The organism is Peptidiphaga sp., from assembly GCF_057238965.1.
The window spans coordinates 1-18,519 of the sequence record NZ_DBHHEV010000049.1 but is presented as its reverse complement, the minus strand read 5'-3'; the positions used below and the strand labels follow the sequence as shown (position 1 = coordinate 18,519).

The 18,519-nt window shown below is 65.3% G+C and carries 13 protein-coding genes; 3 read left to right on the top strand and 10 right to left on the bottom strand.

Going from position 1 to position 18,519, the window contains the following annotated elements:
* Positions 1-278 precede the first annotated feature (278 nt).
* Together uvrC and uvrA are read right to left on the bottom strand one after the other, a co-directional pair.
* Positions 279-2,504 (bottom strand): excinuclease ABC subunit UvrC, encoded by a 2,226-nt coding sequence (gene uvrC, locus ACO48X_RS07075; RefSeq protein ID WP_485001392.1) that lies wholly within the window; start codon positions 2,502-2,504, stop codon positions 279-281.
* Complete coding sequence (gene uvrA / locus ACO48X_RS07070) at positions 2,505-5,381, bottom strand: excinuclease ABC subunit UvrA (RefSeq protein WP_485001391.1); 2,877 nt, start codon at positions 5,379-5,381, stop codon at positions 2,505-2,507.
* 125 nt (positions 5,382-5,506) lie between these two features.
* Between uvrA and ACO48X_RS07065 the strand changes: the two genes are divergently transcribed.
* Both ACO48X_RS07065 and ACO48X_RS07060 read left to right on the top strand, forming a co-directional pair.
* Positions 5,507-5,785 carry a YciI family protein gene (locus tag ACO48X_RS07065; RefSeq protein ID WP_485001390.1) on the top strand — a complete coding sequence of 93 codons (279 nt, stop codon included), beginning with the start codon at positions 5,507-5,509 and terminating at the stop codon, positions 5,783-5,785.
* 96 nt (positions 5,786-5,881) lie between these two features.
* A complete protein-coding gene (locus ACO48X_RS07060; protein ID WP_485001389.1) occupies positions 5,882-6,850 on the top strand; it encodes a bile acid:sodium symporter family protein in 969 nt (322 codons plus the stop codon).
* A gap of 85 nt (positions 6,851-6,935) precedes the next feature.
* Here the strand turns inward: ACO48X_RS07060 and ACO48X_RS07055 are convergent, their stop codons facing one another.
* From ACO48X_RS07055 to ACO48X_RS07045, 3 genes are all read right to left on the bottom strand, one after another.
* Complete coding sequence (locus ACO48X_RS07055; RefSeq protein WP_485001388.1) at positions 6,936-8,201, bottom strand: TerC family protein; 1,266 nt, start codon at positions 8,199-8,201, stop codon at positions 6,936-6,938.
* 201 nt (positions 8,202-8,402) lie between these two features.
* A complete protein-coding gene (uvrB, locus tag ACO48X_RS07050) occupies positions 8,403-10,490 on the bottom strand; it encodes an excinuclease ABC subunit UvrB (RefSeq protein ID WP_485001387.1) in 2,088 nt (695 codons plus the stop codon).
* Positions 10,491-10,682: 192 nt separating this feature from the next.
* Positions 10,683-11,942: a dephospho-CoA kinase gene (locus ACO48X_RS07045; RefSeq protein WP_485001386.1), complete on the bottom strand. Its 1,260-nt coding sequence runs from the start codon at positions 11,940-11,942 to the stop codon at positions 10,683-10,685.
* A gap of 289 nt (positions 11,943-12,231) precedes the next feature.
* Here ACO48X_RS07045 and ACO48X_RS07040 point away from each other — a divergent pair, with 289 nt between their 5' ends.
* Positions 12,232-13,047 carry an aldo/keto reductase gene (locus tag ACO48X_RS07040; RefSeq protein ID WP_485001385.1) on the top strand — a complete coding sequence of 272 codons (816 nt, stop codon included), beginning with the start codon at positions 12,232-12,234 and terminating at the stop codon, positions 13,045-13,047.
* Positions 13,048-13,202: 155 nt separating this feature from the next.
* Here the strand turns inward: ACO48X_RS07040 and ACO48X_RS07035 are convergent, their stop codons facing one another.
* From ACO48X_RS07035 to allB, 5 genes are all read right to left on the bottom strand, one after another.
* Positions 13,203-14,000 carry a hydroxypyruvate isomerase family protein gene (locus ACO48X_RS07035; RefSeq protein WP_485001384.1) on the bottom strand — a complete coding sequence of 266 codons (798 nt, stop codon included), beginning with the start codon at positions 13,998-14,000 and terminating at the stop codon, positions 13,203-13,205.
* Positions 14,001-14,162: 162 nt separating this feature from the next.
* Positions 14,163-15,950, bottom strand: coding sequence for a glyoxylate carboligase (gene gcl / locus ACO48X_RS07030; protein WP_485001383.1), 1,788 nt, complete (start codon positions 15,948-15,950; stop codon positions 14,163-14,165).
* A gap of 115 nt (positions 15,951-16,065) precedes the next feature.
* The gene (locus tag ACO48X_RS07025; protein WP_009198694.1) at positions 16,066-16,482 is read right to left on the bottom strand and encodes a DUF3830 family protein; all 417 of its coding nucleotides are present in this window, start codon (positions 16,480-16,482) and stop codon (positions 16,066-16,068) included.
* A gap of 40 nt (positions 16,483-16,522) precedes the next feature.
* Positions 16,523-17,524, bottom strand: coding sequence for an aspartate/ornithine carbamoyltransferase family protein (locus tag ACO48X_RS07020; protein WP_231870980.1), 1,002 nt, complete (start codon positions 17,522-17,524; stop codon positions 16,523-16,525).
* 34 nt (positions 17,525-17,558) lie between these two features.
* The coding region (gene allB, locus ACO48X_RS07015; protein ID WP_485001382.1) for an allantoinase AllB at positions 17,559-18,519 on the bottom strand (961 nt) is incomplete at its 5' end.

Sequence of the window (18,519 nt, the reverse complement as noted above, 5' to 3'; positions counted from 1 at the left end):
TCCTCGAGCGTGTCCGCCGCACGGGTGCGCCCCGCCCCCGACATTCCGCTGATGATGAGAAGCTCGGGCTGATCGCTGGGCGGCAGCTTCGCCGCTTCGTCCTGCTCCGGCACGCAGGCCGGAATGAGGCCCGTGTCGTTGATGTCGTCCATGGATAACATCATGCCACAGACCTAGTCGCCGCCCCAGAAAACTGCGGCCGGCAACAACCGGGCGACGGCCTGGGCGGGAGCCGGGCCGGCCCCGATGACGATCGCCCAGCGCCCGCAAACCCACGGTCAGCCCGCGTCTGCGAAATGCTCGGCGATGGCGCGCGCCAAGGCGGGGCCGATTCCCGGCACTTTCAGCAGCTCCTCCTGGGAGGCCGCCTTGATCTTTGCAAGCGACCCCAGCGAGCCCAAAAGGGCCTTCTGCTTGGCCGCCCCCAAACCGGGCACGGCGTCCAGCGCGGACCGGGTCATGGCCTTTGTCCGCTTCTTCCTGTGGAACGTGATGGCGAATCGGTGCGATTCGTCGCGCAGCTGCTGGAGAAGCCGCAACGAGGGGGAACGCCTTGGCAGGACGACGGGGAAATCCTCGCCCGGAATCCACACCTCCTCGAGTCTTTTCGCCAGGCCGACGATGCGGACGTCCGCTCCCGTTTCCTCGACGACCCTTTGGGCCGCGTTGACCTGCGGCAGCCCGCCGTCGACGACTATGAGGTCGGGCTTGTAGGCGAACCTTCGGGGGGCGCTCGGCCGCTCGACGGCCTGGGCGACGTCGCCGTCGGCCTCGCCGGGCGTTGCGTCCTCCGCGTCGCCCGCTTCGGCTGCGTTTTTCGCACTGCCCGTCTTCGCCGCGTCTTTCGCGCCGCCCATCTCCGCCGCGGCGTCGGAGGCTTTGGAAATCTGCTCGCGTTCGAAGGTTTTCTCGGCTTCGGGAACTCGCTCGGCCCCGCGGGCATTCTCAGTCTCGTCTGGCTCTTCGGCTTCGCCGGCGGCTTTCGCGCGGTCGCCTCGATCCTCGTCCTCGGCGGCGCCGACGTCGTCGCCCGCCGCTCCGGCGAGAAGCCTGGCGAGTCTGCGGCGCAGCACCTCGTCCATCGCGGCCGTGTCGTCCGCGGCGCCCTCGCCGTCGGGCCCGCGCACGATGAAGTGCCTGTAGTCGGCCTTCTTTGCCAAACCGTCCTCGAAGACCACCATTGAAGCCACCTGGTGCGTGCCCTGGGTGTGCGAGACGTCGTAACACTCGATCCGCAGGGGCGCGCGCTCGAGCTCGAGCGCGTCTCGCAGCTCCTCCAACGCCTGGGAGCGGACGGTGATGTCGCCTGCCCGCGCCAGTTTGTGGCGGGCGAGCGCCTGCTCGGCGTTGAGCCGCACGGTGTGCGCGAGCTTGGCTTTGTCGCCGCGGCGCGGCGTCTTCAGGCGGACCGCCCCTCCCCTGCGCTCGGCGAGCCATTTTTGGAGCTCGAGCGCATCCTCGGGCAGCCCCGGAACCCATATTTCCGAAGGGATCGCACCGAGCGGGGTGTGCGCACGGTCGTCCACGCTGCGCGAGGCCTCGGGCACGGCGACGACGTCATCGAACTTCACGTCGCCGTAGACCTGCAGCACGAGGTTCGAAACGATCTCGGACAGCTCAAGGCCGCCGATCTCGTCGCTTATCCACGCCTGCTGGCCGCGGATCCTGCCGCCGCGGACGTAGAAGACCTGCACGGACGCTTCGATCTCGTCGAAGGCGATGCCGAAAATGTCGACGTCAAGGTTCTCGTTCAAAACGATGACGTTGCGCTCGTTGACCGCTTCGAGCGCCGATATCTCGTCGCGCAGCCTGGCGGCCGTCTCGTATTCTTCGGCGTTGGCCGCCTCGAGCATCCGTTTGCGCCGCGTCGTTATCGCCTTCGAGCCGCCGCCTTCCATGAATCTGATGAGGCTCATGGCCGTTTCGCGATGCTCTTCGGGCGTGACCTTTTCGATGCACGGCGCGCTGCATTTTCCGATGTGTCCGAACAGGCAGGGGCGGCCCAGGCGACGAGCCTGGTTGAACTGGCCTTTCGTGCACGAACGCATGGGGAACACGCTCAGCAGCTGGTCGAGCGTTTCGCGTATCGCCCACACTTTCGTGTACGGGCCGAGGTAGCGCGTGCCCTTCCTGTGCTCTTGGCGGGTCACCCACACCCGGGGATATTCCTCGCCCAACGAGACCGCCAGGTAGGGGTAGGACTTGTTGTCGCGGAAAACGACGTTGAAGGGCGGCGTGAACTCTTTGATCCACAGGTATTCGAGGGTGAGCGCCTCGACCTCGGACCCGACGACCACCCATTTCACGTCCTCGGCCGTGTAGACCATGGTGCGAATGCGGTCTGACAGGCCGGCCGGATCCTGGAAGTAGCTCGAAAGCCGGGCGCGCAGATTCTTGGCCTTGCCGACGTAGAGGACCCGCCCTTCGCCGTCGAGGAACCGATAGACCCCCGGCTGCGTGGGTATGGCTCCCTGTTCAGGCCTGTACTGACGCGGATCGGCCATCTAACACTCCAGCATGGGCGCCAGGAACCGGCCGGTGTGGGAGCCTTCGACTTTGGCGACGTCCTCGGGCGTGCCCTCGGCGATGACGCGCCCGCCGCCGTCGCCGCCTTCGGGGCCCATGTCGATCACCCAGTCCGCGCTTTTGACGACGTCGAGGTTGTGCTCGATGACGATCACGGTGTTGCCTTTGTCCGCCAACGATTGGAGGACTTGGAGAAGTTTGCGGACGTCCTCGAAGTGAAGGCCCGTGGTCGGCTCGTCAAGGATGTAGACGGTTTTGCCGCTCGAGCGCCGGTGCAGCTCGGAGGCCAGCTTGACGCGCTGGGCTTCTCCGCCGGAGAGCGTGGTTGCCGACTGGCCGAGTTTGACGTAGCCGAGGCCCACCCTTTCGAGGGTTTGCAGGTAGCGCCGGATCGCGCTGATCGGTTCGAAGAAGACGGCGGCCTCCGCAATCGTCATGGCGAGGACGTCGCTGACGTTCTTGCCGTTGTAGGCCACTTCCAAGGTCTCGCGGTTGTACCGGGCCCCGTTGCACACCTCGCACGGAACGTAGACGTCCGGAAGGAAGTTCATTTCGATCTTGATCGTGCCGTCTCCCCTGCACGCCTCGCAACGCCCGCCTTTGACGTTGAAGGAGAACCGCCCGGGCCCGTATCCGCGGACCTTCGCCTCGGCGGTCTGCGCAAACAGGGTGCGAATCTTGTCCCACACGCCCGTGTATGTGGCCGGATTGGAGCGAGGCGTGCGCCCGATGGGCGACTGGTCGACGTGGACCACCTTGTCGAGGCCTCCCACTCCCGTGACCGACTTGTGCCGCCCGGGGATCGTCTGCGCCCCGTTGAGCAAGTGCGCCAAAGACTCGTGGAGGATCTGGTTGACCAGAGTGGACTTGCCGGAGCCCGACACGCCCGTCACGGCCGTCACCACAGAAAGGGGGAAGGAGACGTCGATCCCCTTGAGGTTGTTTTCCCTCGCCCCCTTGACCTTGATCGCACGCTTCGGGTCGACGCGGCGCCGCTCGCGGGGAACCTCGATTTTCCGTTTTCCCGCCAGATACTGACCGGTCAGCGAGTCTTCGCAGGCGCTCAGCCCTGCGCCGGGCCCCGAGTAGACGACCTCGCCGCCGAGCGCCCCGGCGCCGGGGCCGATGTCGACGACCCAGTCGGCGGTTCGGATCGTGTCCTCGTCGTGTTCGACGACGATGAGCGTGTTGCCGATGTCGCGCAGCCGGGTGAGCGTGGCGATGAGCCTCTCGTTGTCCCTTTGGTGAAGGCCGATCGACGGTTCGTCGAGGACGTAGAGGACGCCCGCGAGCCCCGCGCCGATCTGGGTGGCGAGCCGAATGCGCTGGGCCTCGCCTCCGGAAAGCGTGGAGGCGCCGCGCGACAGGCTCAGGTACGTCAGGCCGACATCGACGAGGAATCCCAGACGCGCCTTGATCTCCTTGAGAACCTGCTCGGCGATCTTGGCCTGGCGCGAGTCGAGTTCGACGGTGTCGGCGAACTTTTTCGCCTCGTCGATGGAGAGCCGGCAGACGTCGTCGATGTTCTTTCCGTCGATGCGCACCGCAAGGACCTCCGGCCGCAGCCGGGCGCCTCCGCACGCCTCGCAGTCCACCTCGCGCATGTAGCCTTCGTATCGGTTGCGCGACCAGTCTGACTCGGTCTCGCCGTGCTTGCGCTTGACGTAGGCGACGACGCCCTCGAATCCCGTGCCGTATGTGCGCTCCTTGCCCCATCGGTTGCGATAGGTCACGCGCACCTTATAGTCCTTGCCCCGCAAAATGGCGTTCTTCGCCTTCGCCGGGAGGTCCCGCCACGGCGTGTCGACGTCGAAGCCGAGGTCCTTGCCGAGGGCCTCAAGCTGCCGGGTGAAAAAATCCTGATGGGTGGTCCACGGGGCCACGGCGCCCTCGCGCAGGGTGAGCGAATCGTCGGGGACGACCAGCTCGGGGTCCACCTGCAGATGCGAACCGATTCCGTCGCAGGCCGGGCACGCGCCGTAGGGCGCGTTGAAGGAGAAAGTGCGCGGTTCGATTTCCTCGATTCCCAGCTCGTGCTCGTTCGGGCACGAACGCTTTTCCGAGTATCTGCGCTCGCGCGCCGGGTCGTCCGCGGGGGCGTCGACCTTCTCGACGGTGACGAAGCCGCCGGCGAGCCTCAGCGCCGTCTCAATCGAGTCGTTTAGGCGCGAGGATATGCCGTCTCGGATGACGAGCCGGTCGACGACGACGTCGATGTCGTGCTTGACGTTCTTTTCCAGCTTCGGCGGGCTGTCGAGGCGGACGACCTCGCCGTCGACTCGCGCTCGGGAGAATCCGTCGGAGGCAAGCTGGGAGAACAGCTCCGCGTACTCGCCCTTGCGGCCGCGGGCTACCGGCGCGAGAACCTGGAAGCGCGTGCCTTCGGGCAAGGCCGACACGCTGTCGGTGATCTGTTCGGCGCTCTGGGCGCGGATCTGCTCCCCGCATTCGGGGCAGAACTGGACGCCGGCGCGCGCGAAAAGCAGGCGCAGGTAGTCGTATATTTCGGTCACCGTGCCGACTGTCGAGCGAGGGTTGTGGTTCGTGGACTTTTGATCGATCGAAACAGCCGGGGAAAGCCCCTCGATGAAATCGACGTCGGGCTTGTCCATCCTCCCGAGGAACATTCTGGCGTAGGAGCTGAGGGACTCAATGTACCTGCGCTGCCCCTCGGCGAAAATCGTGTCGAACGCCAGGGACGACTTGCCAGACCCGGAAAGCCCCGTGAATACGACCATTTTGTCGCGGGGAATGCTGAGGTCGACGTTTTTGAGGTTGTGTTCACGTGCGCCTTGGATGCGGATCTCGTCAATCACCCGGCAATTGTATCGTCTTAAAACATCTGTTCGAAGCATCGCAATCGTGAGATTGCCTACCACCGACGGCAGGCCGCCGTCGGCCCTGAGGCTCTTTGGCGGCCAAGAGGCTTTTTGGCGTCCGGAAGAGCCTTCGCTCCCGGAGAATCGCTAGAATTGGCCTCATGGCTATCATTGCAATCGAGTACACGTACGACGTCGCCCAAAGCGAGCTCATCGCCGAGCATCGCCCGACCCATCGCGCCCACCTTCGCGACCTTCATGAGGCCGGCTCCGTCCTGACGTTCGGACCGCTGGGGGACGACAGCGCCCTCATCCTCGTCGAAGCCGACTCCCCCGAGGCGGGCCTGAACGTGCTGGCGGGCGACCCCTTCCGCGAGCTCGGCGTCATCAAGAACGCAAACGCGCGAGTCTGGAATCCCGCGGTCAACCCCTGGGCTTGAGCCTGAAAGCTCAGACGTGAGCCGGAGGCCGAGGGCATGATTTGGAGAACGCGGGCATGGTCAGGAGACTGAGGGCATGGTCAGGAGACTGAGGGCATGAGCCGGCGCCCCTCGAAGTTGAAGATCGACCCTTTCGTCGCCGGGATCGTCTTGGCGATGGCCCTCGGGCTCGCGCTGCCCGTTCCCGCCACGGGGCGCGAGATTCTTTCGACGGTCGCGGATCTGTCGGTATGCCTCGTCTTCCTTGTCTATGGAATGCGCCTGCGCACAGGCGAGGTGCTCGCGGGCCTGGCGAATGTCAAGCTGCAACTTTCGGTTCTTTTGGCGACGTACGTGGCTTTTCCGGCTTTTGGATTCCTCATGTACAAGGCCGCCGAGCCCGTGTGGGGGCACGGGTTCGCCACCGGTTTCCTATACTTGGCGATCCTTCCGTCGACGATTCAATCCTCGGTCACCTTCGTCTCCATCGCGAAGGGAAACGTTGCGGCAGCCGTGTGTTCGGCGACTATTTCCAACATTCTCGGCATGTTCGTCACGCCGTTTCTCGTCCTCCTCGTCCTCGACGTCGGCGGCGCGTCCGGAGGCGGTTTGGGCTCGATCGTGACCAAGCTGCTCGCCCCGTTCGTCGTGGGCCAGCTCTTTCAGCCGTTTGTGGGCGACTGGTTCCGAGCCCGGCGTTCGACGGTGAAGAAGATCGACAACTCTTCGATCATCCTCATCGTGTTTTCGGCGGTCGTCAATGCGACGGCCGAAGGGGCGTGGGCCGGCGTCACGGCGTGGACGGTTCTCCTCCTCCTCGCCCTGTCCGCAGCGCTGCTCGCCACGATGCTCGCCCTCACGTGGTTCGTCCCCGGGAAGATCGGGATGCCGAAGGAAGACCGGATCGTCGTTCTCATGTGCGGGTCGAAGAAATCCTTGGCCACGGGACTGCCCATGGCCAAGGCCCTGTTTCCGGCTTCAACGGTGGGCGCCGTCATCGTCCCGGTGGTCCTGTTCCATCAGATTCAGATCTTCGTGTGCGCGATCATCGCCGCGCGGCTGGGGCAGACGGCGCCCGACGATTAAGCGTCTGCCCCGTGCCGGCCGAAGGCGCTCTCGCCTGCCCCCGCGCGCCCGGAGGCCGACTCGGGCTCCCTCGGCCCCGGGCCGTTCAACCCCAATTGCGGGGCTTTTTCTTTGCGTTCAAAGGGCCTTTGCGGCCTGACAGGCTGTTTCCCGAACGCTGCGCGTTTCCGTGCTGCCGTTTCCCTCCCGATCGTTGCGCTTCTTCGGGCTGTCTTCTGTCCGCGTATTCCTGCGCGCCGCTCGGCTCGGCGCCCTCGCGGAAAGCCTGCCTCTCGCGGAAGGCTTGGGCGACCCGGCCGGCTTCGATCTCGTCGCCGGCCTCTTCGACGTTCGTGCCTTCGATGGCGTCGCGCTTCGTCTTTCCGAGGGACGTGACGACGGTGAGGACGAGTATGACGAGAATGGCGGCGAGGGAGACGAGGGGGTGGATGTCAGGCATGAATTCGAGCCATCCTTGCCCGTGGCAGGCCTCGACGAGGAGCTTGAAGCCGATGAACGCGAGGATCGCGGCGAGCCCGTAGTGGAGGTAGACGAGCCGTTCGAGGAGCCCTTCGACGAGGAAGAAGAGCTGGCGCAGTCCCATGAGCGCGAAGGCGTTGGCGGCAAAGATGATGAACGGTTGGGAGGTCAGCCCGAAGGACGCAGGTATCGAGTCGAGGGCGAACATGAGGTCCGCCGATCCGATGGAGATGATGCACAGGAAGAAAGGCGTGACGAAGGTTTTGTGGTTTCGCCGCACCATCATTTTGTCTCCGACGAAGCCGTCGGTGACCAAGAATATCTTGCGCGCTCCGCGAACGACGGCGTTCGGCTTGTACTCGTCGTCGTCATGGTCCGGGTCTTTCCGGTCCTCGACGCCCTCGCGGAGCTGGTTCCACGCCGTCCATAGGAGGAAGGCGGCGAAGATGAAGAATAGCCAGGAAAAACTCTTGAGGAGGGTGGCGCCGAGGAGGATGAAGACGAGCCTGAGGACGAGGGCTATGACGATGCCCCACAGGAGCACTTTTTGCTGATATTTCCTGGGAACTCGGAAGGAGCCGATGATAATTATGAAAATGAAGATGTTGTCGATCGAAAGGGAGTACTCGGTGAAATAGGCCGCGAAATACTCGAATGCGAACTTCGAGGAGTGGCGGAACCAGGTGTAAACGCCGAAGACGACGGCCAGGCCGACGTAGAAGACGAGCCACCTCGTGCACTCTTTGATCGTCGGCTCATGGGGCTTACGCAGGTGCAGAAAAAGGTCCATGCCGATGAGGGCGACGACGAGCCCGCCCAGAACGAGCCACTCGTGCATGTGGACCTGCATGGACTGCGCCGCGTCGGTCGCGGCGAGCGCGTTCGTGGACATTGGCATAGTTTCCTCCGGTCTTCAAGGGACAACCGGAGGTCTCTTCCCGCCATCGCTGGCCTCGGTCCGGGAGCGTTCCGTGATGACGAACCGATGTTGAGTGGGAATACTCCCCTCCATCGAGAATTCTACGCGAACATCCTGCGCCTTTCGGCCAAGGAGTTCGGCGCCTGTCTGTGGGATTCGATACGCGCTGCGCCCCTACTTCTGTGCCTGCATGGAATGCCACAGCTCGCTTTTGAGGCCCTTGATCTCGTCTCTGTAGCGCGCAGCCAGTTCGAACTTCAACGACGCCGCGGCTTCGTGCATGAGCTCCGTCATCTCCTCGATGAGCCCCTTGAGGTCGCGCTCCCCTTCCGCTGCGGCGCTTTCGCGCGCTGTCGCCGGAGCCTCCGGCGCCGCGGCCCTCTCCTTGCGGTATCCGCCCTCGAGCAGAGCCGCCGTGTCGATGTCTTCTCGGGCGAGCATGTCCGTGACGTCGGCGATTTTCTTGCGAAGCGGCTGCGGGTCGATTCCGCGCTCCTCGTTGTAGGCCATCTGTTTGGCGCGGCGCCGGTTCGTCTCGTCGATGGCTTCGCGCATGTTCGGCGTGATCGAGTCCGCGTACATGATGACTTGGCCGGAGACGTTTCTGGCCGCTCGGCCGATCGTCTGGATGAGCGACGTCGTCGAGCGGAGGAAACCCTGCTTGTCCGCATCGAGGATCGCGACGAGCGAGACCTCGGGAAGGTCAAGGCCCTCGCGCAGGAGGTTGATGCCGACCAGCACGTCGAATGTCCCCAGGCGCAGCTCACGCAGAAGCTCGACGCGGCGCAGGGTGTCGACGTCGGAATGCAGGTATTCGACCTTGATGTCGCGTTCGGCCAGATAGTCGGTCAGGTCTTCCGCCATCTTTTTCGTCAGCGTGGTGACGAGCACGCGCTCGTTGCGCTCGACCCTCTGCTTGATCTGCCCGAGCAGGTCGTCGATCTGATCCTCCGTGGGCTTGACGACGACTTCGGGGTCGACGAGCCCGGTGGGGCGGATGATCTGCTCGACGACGCCGTCGGAGTGTTCCGTCTCGTATTTGCCCGGGGTGGCGGAAAGGTAAACAGTCTGACCGATACGTTCCAGGAATTCGGGGAATTTCAACGGCCGGTTGTCCATGGCGGAGGGCAGGCGGAAGCCGTAGTCGACGAGCGTGCGCTTGCGCGACATGTCGCCCTCGTACATCGCTCCGATCTGCGGGACCGTCACATGGGACTCATCGACGATGAGGAGGAAATCCTCGGGAAAATAGTCGAGCAGGGTGTTGGGCGGAGTTCCGGGCCCCCGCCCGTCGATGTGGCGCGAATAGTTCTCAATTCCGGCGCACGACCCGATGTTTCGCATCATCTCGACGTCGTAGTTGGTGCGCATCTGCAGGCGCTGGGCCTCGAGCATTTTGTTCTGCGTCTGAAGCGTCTCCAGCCGTTCGGCCAGCTCCGCCTCTATCCCTTCCAGCGCGCGGGCCATCCGTTCGGGTCCCGCCACATAATGGGAGGCGGGAAAGACGTGGGCGCGGTCGACACGGCGGATCACTGTTCCCGTGAGCGGGTGCAGCAGCGTGATCGCGTCGATTTCGTCGCCGAAAAACTCGATGCGGATGGCGAGCTCTTCGTAGACGGGGATGATTTCCACCGTGTCCCCGCGCACCCTGAACGTTCCACGGGCGAATGCGACGTCGTTGCGCGTGTACTGCATGCCGACAAACCCGCGCATGAGCTCGTCGCGGTCGATCCGCTGCCCCACTTCGAGCTGGACCATGCGGGCCACGTACTCCTGCGGCGTGCCCAATCCGTAGATGCACGAAACCGAGGCCACCACCACGGTGTCGCGCCGAGTCAGAAGGGAGTTCGTGGCCGAATGCCGCAGCCTCTCCACCTCGTCGTTGATCGAGGAGTCCTTCTCGATGAACGTGTCGGTTTGCGGAACGTAGGCCTCGGGCTGGTAGTAGTCGTAATAGGAGACGAAGTACTCGACGGCGTTGTTCGGCATGAGCTCGCGGAATTCCGCGGCCATCTGGGCGGCCAGGGTTTTGTTCGGCTCAATGATGAGAGTCGGGCGCTGAATCTTCTCGATGAGCCACGCCGTCGTCGCCGATTTGCCGGTTCCGGTGGCGCCCAGGAGGACGACGTCCTTCTCCCCCGCCTCGATCCGCTCCGCCAGCTCCGCGATGGCCGCGGGCTGATCGCCGGAGGGGGTGTATTGCGACACCACTTGGAAGGGCTTTTCCGCCCTCTCGATCTCGGATTCGATCTCGGTCGTCATGGTTCGAGCTTACACGAGAAGACGCCTATGCCGAACGAATGTTCGCTCACAACGCAGCGGGGGCGGCGTATCGGACGCGGACAGGGCAAGCCTTGCCGGGCCGCGGGCGCGCGAGGCAAACCGTCGGGCCGCTGGCAGGCAAGGCAAGCCGCCGGGCCGCAGGCGGCCTCACAAACGGTGCTCGACGTCGCGTCAATCGTGCTTGCCTGTCACAACGGCCTCCATCGCAAAGCGGGGATCGGCCGAAACGTAAAGGCGAGGCCCCTCTGGCGTACAGGCGGCAGGCCCCGAAGAGACACGGCCGGAATCGCCCAATGCGCAACGACCAGATCCAGACGCGACATCGCCGGAATCGCCCGGCGACGCGTCACGCCGAGCATCGGGGGAAAAGCGACGGCTCTCGCCGCGGGCCTGACTCACCGCGTGCGACTCACCCGCGCAAGGGACAAATCCCGCGTCGGCAAGCGAGGACTCGTCGACCGGGCCGACGATTTTGAGCACGCCGCCTTTGCCGCCGGCCATTTCCCCGCCGCCCTCTCCGAGGGGCGACTCCCGGTTCACGAAGGCCCCCTGCCGCGTCAGGCGAGCCGCTGCGCGAGCGCGTTGCCCGGGGCTCGGCGGGGCGTCGCTCCCAAAGACGCGCCGGCCTTCCCGCATGTTCGCGGCATAAGGGACGAGCCAACCTTCCCACAGTTCGCGGGCCGCGCGGGCGGCGTCCTCGAGGGAGCCGCCGTTGTCGACGACGACGTCGGCCAGCTCCCGCACTCTCGACGCCGGCGTCTGGCTGGCGATTCTCGCACGAGCGTCGGCTTCGTCCATTCCCCTCGAATTCACAAGCCGCAAGACGCGGACGTCTTCCGGGGCGTCCACGACGATCGTCCCGTGATAAGCGTCCTGGTACGGGCTTCCGGCAAGAAGCGCGAGCTCGACGACGACGACGAACTCCCGCCCGCCTCCGCCCAGAGGATTCGCTCGGCCGCCGGAGAGCTCGGCGCCTCCGCCCGGGAGCTTGGCACGGTCACCGAAGAACTCGATGCCTCCGTCCGAAAGCTCAGTGCCGTCCCGCGAAGACCGTCCCCCGCCGCGCGGGAAATCGGCGGGCCCGCCCGACGGCTCGCGCCGCTGCGACTGCGCTTGAAGGCTTTCCTCCCGCCAGGCGGCAAGCTGCGCCTGCGCGCGCTCCCACGTTCTCGGGTGGACGACGGCGTTCAAACGCGCGAGCGCCTCGGCGTCGTCGAAAACGATCCTCGCGAGGGCCGACCTGTCGATTTCGCCTTCTCTCACCGCCTCGGGCCACAGATCGCCGACCTCGCGCACGGCCTCCTCGCCGGGGGCGAGAACGTCGCGGGCGACGTCGTCGAGCGAAAGCAGCCGGGCCCCGCATTCGGCAAGCGCCGCGGCGACCGTCGACTTGCCCGAACCGATTCCGCCGGCAAGCGTCACGATGAGCATCGGCTTCTCCTTTGCACGACGGCGTGGCCGCCGCGTCGAGGGCCGCCGCCTCGTCATGCAAGCGGCCCTGGATGTCAAAACGGGCAATCGCCAGACCGAACGGGCTGCCCGTCGACTTCAGAAGGGCGGCCTCCCCGTACATCATCGCGCATCTTCCCGCTGTCCGCATCGTTTCGCGTGCCTGCCGCCGCCGTCGCCGCCTTCGTCTCGACGCCCCGCGCCTCCCCACGCCGCTTTTCACCCGCCGCTTCCCTCAAACGCAAGCCCAGCGATCGACTACGCTTGACACATGAATCTCACGGACATCCCCATCGGCATCGGCACCTGGTACCTGGGCGAGGATCGCCGCAAGCGCAACTCGGAGATCGCCGCGATCCGCCGCGGCCTCGACCTCGGCCTGCGCGTGGTCGACACGGCCGAGATGTACGGCTCCGGCGCCAGCGAGGAGCTGGTCGGCGAGGCGATCGCCGGGCGGCGCGACGACGTCTTCCTCGTCTCGAAAGTGCTTCCCTCGAACGCCTCGGCGTCGGGCGTGCGCAGGGCGCTTGAAGCTTCGCTTTACAGGCTCAACACCGACCGCCTCGACCTCTATCTTTACCACTGGCGCGGACATCATCGGCTCGAGGAGACTGTCGAGGCGCTTCAGGCCGCCGTCGACGACGGCCTCATCGGCGCATGGGGCGTCTCCAACTTCGACCCCGCGGACATGGACGATCTCGCGGACCTCGGCGTGACGCCCGCGACCAACCAAATCCTTTACAACCTCCTGCGGAGAGGCCCCGAATACGACCTTCTCCCCCTCATGCGCGAACGCGGCGTGGACCTCATGGCCTACTCGCCGCTCGAACAGGGACGGCTCTTCCAAGGCCAGGCCGGAAAGCTCCTTTCCGAGATCGCCGCAGAGGCGGGAACGACGCCGGCGGCCCTCGCCCTCGCGTGGGCGGTGCGCGAACCGGGATCGATCGCGATCCCCCGGACTTCTTCCCCCGAACGCATGGAGGAAAACGCCTCCGCCCTCCAGGTGACGCTCACCCCGGAGATCCTGCGCGACCTCGACGAGGTGTTCACGCCGCCGTCCGGGCCCCGCCCGCTCGAAATCCTTTGATTCGGGAGCTCTCCGCTCTTAGAGGTTGCGGGCGCCGTTCCCACCCGCTAGCGCTTTGACCGACGGGCACGGCGCTTTGACCGACGGGCGCAAAAACGAGCGGGGCTCGCCGGCGTCGATCAAAATGGCGAGCCCCGCTCGGGCGGGTGCGGAGTTTACGGCAGTTCTGGGAGGTTGCCGAAAGAGTCCGCCGTGGCGACGGTGGGCACGTACTCCAGCGCGACCCAGCCGTCGTATCCCGCCTTCTTCATTGAGGCAAGCAAACCCGCGATGTCCAGGTCGCCGGTCCCCGGCTCCCCGCGGCCGGGGAAGTCGGCGATCTGGCAGTGGGCGGCGGCTCCTCCGTCGCCCGCGGCGACGGATGCGACGTCGTCCCCGTTGGCGGCCAAGTGGTAGAGGTCGCACAGGAAGCCGACGTTTTCGACGCCGCGCTCGGCCTTGAGCTTTTCCACCACGGCCAAGGTCTGGGCGGCCGTCTTCAAGGGATACCCGGCGGCGCCCGAAACGGGTTCGACCAAAACCGTCGCCCCGATCTCGGCCGCGGCCTTGGCCGCGAACTCGAGGTTGTCGATCGCAACGGCGTCTTGCACCACGGCGTCGACGCCCTCCTGGCGAAGGCCGTACAGGGCGTTGAACGCCTTGCACCCGAGCTCGCGTCCGATTTCCACTGCGACGGGAACGTTCGCCTTGAAATCGTCGACGCGTGAGGGAAGCGAGACGAGGCCGCGCTCTCCCCCGGGCATGTCGCCGGCGAAGAAGTTGAGCCCGATGAGCTGAACGCCGGCGTCGCGGATCGAAGCGACGAAGGCGTCGATATCCTCGCGCTCGGGAACCGCGACGTCCCACGGCCACCAGAACTCCACGGCCTTGAAGCCGGCGTCGGCGGCTGCCTTGGCCCGCTCGAGGACGGGAAGCTCCTTGAACATGATCGAACAGTTGACTGCGTACTCCATAATGTGTCCTTTCGTCTGTTGGCGGCCGGCCTCGCGAGCCCTGACGGGCCGGCCGCCGATGTCATGCTTAGCGGGTTCGCCGGCGCCCGGCCTCTCGCGCCGGGCCCAACCGATCCCGTTCGGGCTCAATGTCGACGCCGGACGCCGATGCCGCCGCCCGGCTCAGCTCCGCTTGGGCTCGAGGGGAAGGATGGCCGTGGGGGCGTCCTCCGGCGCCTCGGCGAGCGGTTCGAATTCGTTGACCGAATCCAGCGCGGCGCCCATAGAAACGTTTGTCACGCGCTCGAGCACGCACTCGACCACAACGGGGACCTTCAGCTCGTCGGCGGTCTCCCGGGCGCGCTTGAATGCGGGGACGAGGTCCTCCGGCTTGCGCACGCGAATTGCCTTGCATCCGAGGCCCTCGGCGACCTTGACGTAGTCGACGCCGTACCCTTCCGTCTCCGGCGAGTTGATGTTCTCGAAGGAGAGCTGCACGCAGTAGTCCATGTCGAAGGCCCGCTGCGACTGCCGGATGAGGCCGAGGTAGGCGTTGTTGACCAGAACGTGCACCCACGGAATGTTGAACTGGGCGGCCACGGCCAGCTCCTCGATGAGGAAGTTGAAGTCGAAGTCGCCTGAGAGCGCGACGGTCGGGGTGTCGGGGTCGGCGACGCATGCGCCGATCGTCGCGGGGATCGTCCATCCCAGCGGTCCGGCCTGGCCGGCGTCGAGCCAATGGTGGTGCTTGTAGACATGCAGGAGCTGGGCGGCCTGGATCTGCGACAGCCCAATCGTCGTGACGTAGCGGGTGTCGCGCCCAAACGCCTCGTTCATCGCCTGGTAGACGCGCTGCGGCTTGAGCGGCACGTTTTCGAAGGCCGTCTTGCGCTGCATCGTGGCCTTGCGGACGTCGCATTCCTTGGCCCACACGCCCCAGTCGGCGAGCTTGCCGGCCTCTTTGTATTCGCGCGCCTTGTCCGCGAGCTTGACGATGAGTGCCTTGGCGTCGGAGACGATTCCGAGGTCGGGGGCGAAAACTCTGCCGATCTGGGAAGGTTCGACGTCGACGTGGACGAACTTCCTTCCTTTGCGGAACACGGAAAGGTCGCCCGTCATGCGGTTGGCCCAGCGGTTGCCGATCCCCACCACCAGGTCCGAGGCCAAAAGCGTGGCGTTCGCGTACTGCTGGGAGGTCTGAATGCCGGCCATTCCCTGGGACAAAACGTGGTCGTCGGGAATCGCGCCCCAGCCCATAAGGGTGGAGACCACTGGCACTCCAAGCGTTTCCGCCAGGTCGACGAGGGCGTCCGAGCCGTCGGACTGGATGACGCCGCCGCCTGCGAGGAGGACCGGCCGCTCAGCCGAGGCGATGAGGTCGATGAGGCGCGTGACCTGGGCGTCGGAGGCGACGGGCTTGTGCACCTCGATCGGCTCGTACGCATCGACGTCGAAATCGATCTCGGCCGTCTGCACGTCGCCGGGAAGGTCGATGAGGACGGGGCCCGGGCGGCCCTCGCGCATAAGGTAGAACGCCTTTTGGAAGATTCCGGGGATCTGTGCGGGCTCCAGAACCGTCTTCGCGTACTTCGTCACCGGCGCGGCGATCGAAGCGATGTCGACTCCCTGGAAGTCCTCTTTGTCGAGCTTGGGCGTGGGCACCTGGCCGGTGATGCACAGGATGGGAAGCGAATCGGCCATAGCCGAGTACATTCCCGTGATCATGTCGGTTCCCGCGGGACCCGACGTTCCCAGACACACGCCGATGTTGCCGACCTTGGCGCGCGTGTACCCCTCGGCCATGTGGGACTGGGCCTCGCCGTGCCTGGCGAGGATGTGGCCGATCCGTCCGTCGGCCTTCAGCGCGGAATACAGGCCGTTGATTGCGGCGCCGGGGATTCCGAATGTTACCGTCACCCCCTCTTTTGCGAGGATCTGAACGATTGCGTCGACGACGCGCATGCGTGCCATGTAAATCTCCTAGCGAACTCGGCGGCCTGCTGAGTGTTTCTGCGTCCGGGCCTCCGTGGGCCCGCCGGTAAACGGAGGCCCGGGCGCGGGGGCGTCCGCAGACGCCCCCGATCGATCAGAGAGGCCGGAACTCGATGTCCTGGGCGCCTTCCCACAGGAACTTCTCGCCAAGAGCCTTGAGGTTCTCGTTGCCCTCGACGATCGTGGCGAAATGGTTGCCAGGGAGCTGGCCGGCCTTCGAGGCGAAGTTGACGTAACCGTACCCGATGAGGAGCTCGGTTTCCGACTTTCCTCCCGGGTAGATGACGATCTCGCCGGGAAGCGGGTAGCAGGTTCCGTTCTCGTGTCCGATGCCCAGATCGAGGTCCCCGAAGGGGATCCATCCGGCCTGGCCGGACCAGCGCACGTGAATGATCTTCGACTTCAGGCCCAGCAGGTGCTTCTTGAAGGCGGCGACCGTCTCCGGCGCCATGTCCTCATGATAGACGGCCTTGAAAGTGTAGCCGCCGGCCAAAATCTCGAAATCTGCCATTTGTGTTTGTCCTTCCTTGAAGTGCTTTGTTTGCGGCGACTCAGGCGCCGAGGATTGCGGTCAGCAGAGCCATGCGGATCGACACCGAGTGGAGGATCGACTCGAAGCACAGCTGGTTCGGGGTGTCGTCGATTGCGAGGTCCATCTCGCCCGCGCGGCGCGGAAGCGTGTGGGTCACATAGATCATGTGCCCCTTCTCGCGCTCCTCGTCGAGCGTCTCGTGCTTGACGAAGTAATCGTCCATCACCTTCTTGAAGGCCTCGGCGGTGGCGCCGGCGGGAGCCGAGCAGCCGGGCAGGTAGACGAGGTCTTTGTCCCGAATGAACTCGTTGAAGGAATCCTTCTCGAAGTCGTAGGCCTCTTCGAGCTTGGCGTTCGGGTAGTTCTTCTTGATGTTCTCGATGACCTCGCGGGGAACGGCTTTGTCCTTGGGAGAGGCGATGGTCACCTCGGCGCCCAGACGCGCCAGGCCCTGCGCCATCGAGTGGCCGGTGCGCGCCTCGATCATGTCCGCGGCGGCCACCGTGACCTTGAGCCCTTCGATGTGGCCGAACTTGCGCCACAGGGTGTACAGGTCGAGCAGCGCCTGGGTCGGATGCTCCCAGTGGCCCCAGCCGCCGTTGATGACCGGCGCGGAGCTGTACGACGCGCCTTCGCGCGCATCGACGTCGTTCGGGTGGCGCAGCACGATGACGTTGGCATACTGGGAGACGCAGCGGAGCATGTCCGCCAGCGACTCTTCCTTCGCGATCGACGACGTCGTCTGCGGGGTGTTTTCGACGATGACGTTGCCGCCCATGCGGTACATCGCCGTCTCGAAGCTCATGCGCGTGCGCGTCGAGGGCTGGAAGAAGAGAAGGGAGACGATGGCGTCGGGGTACAACTGCCAGTTTCCGCGGTTCTGCAGCTCGAGGTTACGTCCGAGCTCGAAGAGCGCGAGCAGCTGGTCGTTCGTCATCGAATTGATCGAGATGAAACTCTGCCCCTCGAAGTCGACCTCCCGGATGAGAGACTTGATCGACTGCATAGGAAGTGGTGCCACGTGAGTTCCTCCTTAGTGGAATATGGCTTGGTGTTTACTTGTTGTCACGCGTGATTTGACGCCCGCGAGCAAGGCCGTGGGGCTCGACGGGCTCGCCCGCCAGCCACGTCGCCTTGACGACGCCGGCGAGTTCCCTTCCGTGGTAAGGGGATACAGGGTTTTTGTGGAAGAGCCTGTCCTTGTCGACGACGAAGGTCTCGTCCGGAGCCACCGCGATGAGATCGGCGGCCGCCCCGACCTCGATGGACCCCTTGCCCGCGAGGCCGACGGTCGCCGCCGGGTTCGCGCCTTGCCACCGGGCGACGTCGCCGAGGCTCGCCCCGAGCTTGCGGCCCTCCGTCCACACTGCGGAAAAACCGAGTTGAACCGAGGAGATGCCGCCCCATGCGGCGCCGAAATCTCCGGTGTCGAGATGCTTGAGCTCGGCTGTGGACGGCGAATGGTCCGAGGCGACGAGGTCGATGACGCCCTCTTGGAGCGCCTTCCACAGGCCCATTCGGTTGTCATGTCCGCGCAGGGGCGGGCAGCACTTGTACTCGGTGGCGCCGTCGGGTATCTCTTCGGCGTCGAAGGTCAGGTAGTGCGGCGCCGTCTCGACCGTGAGCGGCAGGCCTTCGGCCTTGGCCCTCCGAATGGAATCGACGGCGCCCGCCGAGCCGAGGTGCAGGATGTGCGCGCGGCACCCCGTCTGGCGAACGGCTTCGACGACGAAATCGATCGAGGCGTTCTCCGCTTCGGCGGGATGGGAGTTCATGAAAGCCTCGTAAGAGCGTCCGTCGCACCCCGGTGCGGAGTCGAGGATCGAGGCGTCCTCCGCGTGAATGATGAGCAGGCCGCCGAAAGAGGCGATCTCCTTCATCGCCGCCAACAGCGTGGGCCGGTCGACGTACGGGTACTCGTCGAGCCCCGAATCGCCGAGGAAGCATTTGAACCCGAAGACTCCGGCTTCCCACATGGGCCGCAGCTCCTCGATGTTCCCCGGTATGACGCCGCCC

Bases quoted from the DNA above. Each gene is read 5' to 3' on its own strand.
- ACO48X_RS07060 (WP_485001389.1), top strand. From the start codon at position 5,882: ATGAGCCGGCGCCCCTCGAAGTTGAAGATCGACCCTTTCGTCGCCGGG.
- uvrC (WP_485001392.1), bottom strand. From the start codon at position 2,504: ATGGCCGATCCGCGTCAGTACAGGCCTGAACAGGGAGCCATACCCACG.
- gcl (WP_485001383.1), bottom strand. From the start codon at position 15,950: ATGGCACGCATGCGCGTCGTCGACGCAATCGTTCAGATCCTCGCAAAA.
- uvrA (WP_485001391.1), bottom strand. From the start codon at position 5,381: ATGCTTCGAACAGATGTTTTAAGACGATACAATTGCCGGGTGATTGAC.
- ACO48X_RS07035 (WP_485001384.1), bottom strand. From the start codon at position 14,000: ATGGAGTACGCAGTCAACTGTTCGATCATGTTCAAGGAGCTTCCCGTC.
- ACO48X_RS07040 (WP_485001385.1), top strand. From the start codon at position 12,232: ATGAATCTCACGGACATCCCCATCGGCATCGGCACCTGGTACCTGGGC.
- ACO48X_RS07065 (WP_485001390.1), top strand. From the start codon at position 5,507: ATGGCTATCATTGCAATCGAGTACACGTACGACGTCGCCCAAAGCGAG.
- ACO48X_RS07025 (WP_009198694.1), bottom strand. From the start codon at position 16,482: ATGGCAGATTTCGAGATTTTGGCCGGCGGCTACACTTTCAAGGCCGTC.
- uvrB (WP_485001387.1), bottom strand. From the start codon at position 10,490: ATGACGACCGAGATCGAATCCGAGATCGAGAGGGCGGAAAAGCCCTTC.
- ACO48X_RS07055 (WP_485001388.1), bottom strand. From the start codon at position 8,201: ATGTCCACGAACGCGCTCGCCGCGACCGACGCGGCGCAGTCCATGCAG.
- ACO48X_RS07045 (WP_485001386.1), bottom strand. From the start codon at position 11,942: ATGCTCATCGTGACGCTTGCCGGCGGAATCGGTTCGGGCAAGTCGACG.